The sequence below is a fragment of the Pseudomonas reactans genome (genome assembly GCF_013385825.1).
GTDB lineage: Bacteria > Pseudomonadota > Gammaproteobacteria > Pseudomonadales > Pseudomonadaceae > Aquipseudomonas > Aquipseudomonas reactans.
Genome location: NZ_JACAPG010000007.1, coordinates 1 through 3,677, shown reverse-complemented (window position 1 = coordinate 3,677; position 3,677 = coordinate 1). Strand labels below are relative to the sequence as shown.

The 3,677-nt window shown below is 50.7% G+C and carries 2 tRNA genes and 2 rRNA genes; all 4 read left to right on the top strand.

The features are described from left to right. Positions 1-69 precede the first annotated feature (69 nt). The 4 genes from HX868_RS08265 (at position 70) to rrf (ending at position 3,662) form a co-directional block, all read left to right on the top strand. Positions 70-146: transfer RNA gene (locus HX868_RS08265), tRNA-Ile, on the top strand. 30 nt (positions 147-176) lie between these two features. Then, positions 177-252 (top strand) — tRNA-Ala (locus tag HX868_RS08260). Between the two features lie 247 nt (positions 253-499). Then, positions 500-3,391, top strand: a 23S ribosomal RNA gene (locus HX868_RS08255). A 155-nt stretch (positions 3,392-3,546) separates the two neighbouring features. Continuing rightward, positions 3,547-3,662: ribosomal RNA gene (gene rrf, locus HX868_RS08250) — 5S ribosomal RNA — on the top strand. Positions 3,663-3,677 lie beyond the last annotated feature (15 nt).

Sequence of the window (3,677 nt, the reverse complement as noted above, 5' to 3'; positions counted from 1 at the left end):
GCTGCTCCATAAGTTCCCACACGAATTGCTTGATTCATTGAAGAAGACGATAAGAAGCAGCCCGAAATTGGGTCTGTAGCTCAGTTGGTTAGAGCGCACCCCTGATAAGGGTGAGGTCGGCAGTTCGAATCTGCCCAGACCCACCAATTTTGTGTGGGAAACGCCTGTAGAAATATGGGGCCATAGCTCAGCTGGGAGAGCGCCTGCCTTGCACGCAGGAGGTCAACGGTTCGATCCCGTTTGGCTCCACCACTACTGCTTCTGCGTTATGAAAGCTTAGAAATGAGCATTCCATCAATGTGATGGTGAATGTTGATTTCTAGTCTTTGATTAGATCGTTCTTTAAAAATTTGGGTATGTGATAGAAAGATAGACTGAACGTTACTTTCACTGGTGACGGATCAGGCTAAGGTAAAATTTGTGAGTTCTCTTAATTGAGAAATTCGAATTTTCGGCGAATGTCGTCTTCACAGTATAACCAGATTGCTTGGGGTTATATGGTCAAGTGAAGAAGCGCATACGGTGGATGCCTTGGCAGTCAGAGGCGATGAAAGACGTGGTAGCCTGCGAAAAGCTTCGGGGAGTCGGCAAACAGACTTTGATCCGGAGATGTCTGAATGGGGGAACCCAGCCATCATAAGATGGTTATCTTGTACTGAATACATAGGTGCAAGAGGCGAACCAGGGGAACTGAAACATCTAAGTACCCTGAGGAAAAGAAATCAACCGAGATTCCCTTAGTAGTGGCGAGCGAACGGGGACTAGCCCTTAAGTGGCTTTGAGATTAGCGGAACGCTCTGGAAAGTGCGGCCATAGTGGGTGATAGCCCTGTACGCGAAAATCTCTTAGTCATGAAATCGAGTAGGACGGAGCACGAGAAACTTTGTCTGAATATGGGGGGACCATCCTCCAAGGCTAAATACTACTGACTGACCGATAGTGAACTAGTACCGTGAGGGAAAGGCGAAAAGAACCCCGGAGAGGGGAGTGAAATAGATCCTGAAACCGTATGCGTACAAGCAGTGGGAGCCTACTTTGTTAGGTGACTGCGTACCTTTTGTATAATGGGTCAGCGACTTATTTTCAGTGGCGAGCTTAACCGAATAGGGGAGGCGTAGCGAAAGCGAGTCTTAATAGGGCGTCTAGTCGCTGGGAATAGACCCGAAACCGGGCGATCTATCCATGGGCAGGTTGAAGGTTGGGTAACACTAACTGGAGGACCGAACCGACTACCGTTGAAAAGTTAGCGGATGACCTGTGGATCGGAGTGAAAGGCTAATCAAGCTCGGAGATAGCTGGTTCTCCTCGAAAGCTATTTAGGTAGCGCCTCATGTATCACTGTAGGGGGTAGAGCACTGTTTCGGCTAGGGGGTCATCCCGACTTACCAAACCGATGCAAACTCCGAATACCTACAAGTGCCGAGCATGGGAGACACACGGCGGGTGCTAACGTCCGTCGTGAAAAGGGAAACAACCCAGACCGTCAGCTAAGGTCCCAAAGTTATGGTTAAGTGGGAAACGATGTGGGAAGGCTTAGACAGCTAGGAGGTTGGCTTAGAAGCAGCCACCCTTTAAAGAAAGCGTAATAGCTCACTAGTCGAGTCGGCCTGCGCGGAAGATGTAACGGGGCTCAAACCATACACCGAAGCTACGGGTATCACGTAAGTGATGCGGTAGAGGAGCGTTCTGTAAGCCTGTGAAGGTGAGTTGAGAAGCTTGCTGGAGGTATCAGAAGTGCGAATGCTGACATGAGTAACGACAATGGGTGTGAAAAACACCCACGCCGAAAGACCAAGGTTTCCTGCGCAACGTTAATCGACGCAGGGTTAGTCGGTCCCTAAGGCGAGGCTGAAAAGCGTAGTCGATGGAAAACAGGTTAATATTCCTGTACTTCTGGTTATTGCGATGGAGGGACGGAGAAGGCTAGGCCAGCTTGGCGTTGGTTGTCCAAGTTTAAGGTGGTAGGCTGGAATCTTAGGTAAATCCGGGATTCTAAGGCCGAGAGCTGATGACGAGCTAACTTTTAGTTAGCGAAGTGGTTGATGCCATGCTTCCAAGAAAAGCTTCTAAGCTTCAGGTAACCAGGAACCGTACCCCAAACCGACACAGGTGGTTGGGTAGAGAATACCAAGGCGCTTGAGAGAACTCGGGTGAAGGAACTAGGCAAAATGGCACCGTAACTTCGGGAGAAGGTGCGCCGGTGAGGGTGAAGGACTTGCTCCGTAAGCTCATGCCGGTCGAAGATACCAGGCCGCTGCGACTGTTTATTAAAAACACAGCACTCTGCAAACACGAAAGTGGACGTATAGGGTGTGACGCCTGCCCGGTGCCGGAAGGTTAATTGATGGGGTTAGCTAACGCGAAGCTCTTGATCGAAGCCCCGGTAAACGGCGGCCGTAACTATAACGGTCCTAAGGTAGCGAAATTCCTTGTCGGGTAAGTTCCGACCTGCACGAATGGCGTAACGATGGCGGCGCTGTCTCCACCCGAGACTCAGTGAAATTGAAATCGCTGTGAAGATGCAGTGTATCCGCGGCTAGACGGAAAGACCCCGTGAACCTTTACTATAGCTTTGCACTGGACTTTGAATTTGCTTGTGTAGGATAGGTGGGAGGCTTTGAAGCGTGGACGCCAGTCTGCGTGGAGCCATCCTTGAAATACCACCCTGGCAACTTTGAGGTTCTAACTCAGGTCCGTTATCCGGATCGAGGACAGTGTATGGTGGGTAGTTTGACTGGGGCGGTCTCCTCCTAAAGAGTAACGGAGGAGTACGAAGGTGCGCTCAGACCGGTCGGAAATCGGTCGTAGAGTATAAAGGCAAAAGCGCGCTTGACTGCGAGACAGACACGTCGAGCAGGTACGAAAGTAGGTCTTAGTGATCCGGTGGTTCTGTATGGAAGGGCCATCGCTCAACGGATAAAAGGTACTCCGGGGATAACAGGCTGATACCGCCCAAGAGTTCATATCGACGGCGGTGTTTGGCACCTCGATGTCGGCTCATCACATCCTGGGGCTGAAGCCGGTCCCAAGGGTATGGCTGTTCGCCATTTAAAGTGGTACGCGAGCTGGGTTTAGAACGTCGTGAGACAGTTCGGTCCCTATCTGCCGTGGACGTTTGAGATTTGAGAGGGGCTGCTCCTAGTACGAGAGGACCGGAGTGGACGAACCTCTGGTGTTCCGGTTGTCACGCCAGTGGCATTGCCGGGTAGCTATGTTCGGAATAGATAACCGCTGAAAGCATCTAAGCGGGAAACTAGCCTCAAGATGAGATCTCACTGGAACCTTGAGTTCCCTGAAGGGCCGTCGAAGACTACGACGTTGATAGGTTGGGTGTGTAAGCGCTGTGAGGCGTTGAGCTAACCAATACTAATTGCCCGTGAGGCTTGACCATATAACACCCAAGCAATTTGACTACTCTAACGAGCATCAGATTGCGGTGTGTGAAGACGAAATGAACCGAAAGTTCGACGCTCACAAAACACCGAAAGCTGTCACATACCCAATTTGCTGAAGCGAGGCCTACGCCACGACTCAGTACCCGAATTTCTTGACGACCATAGAGCATTGGAACCACCTGATCCCATCCCGAACTCAGCAGTGAAACGATGCATCGCCGATGGTAGTGTGGGGTTTCCCCATGTGAGAGTAGGTCATCGTCAAGATTAAATTCCGAAACC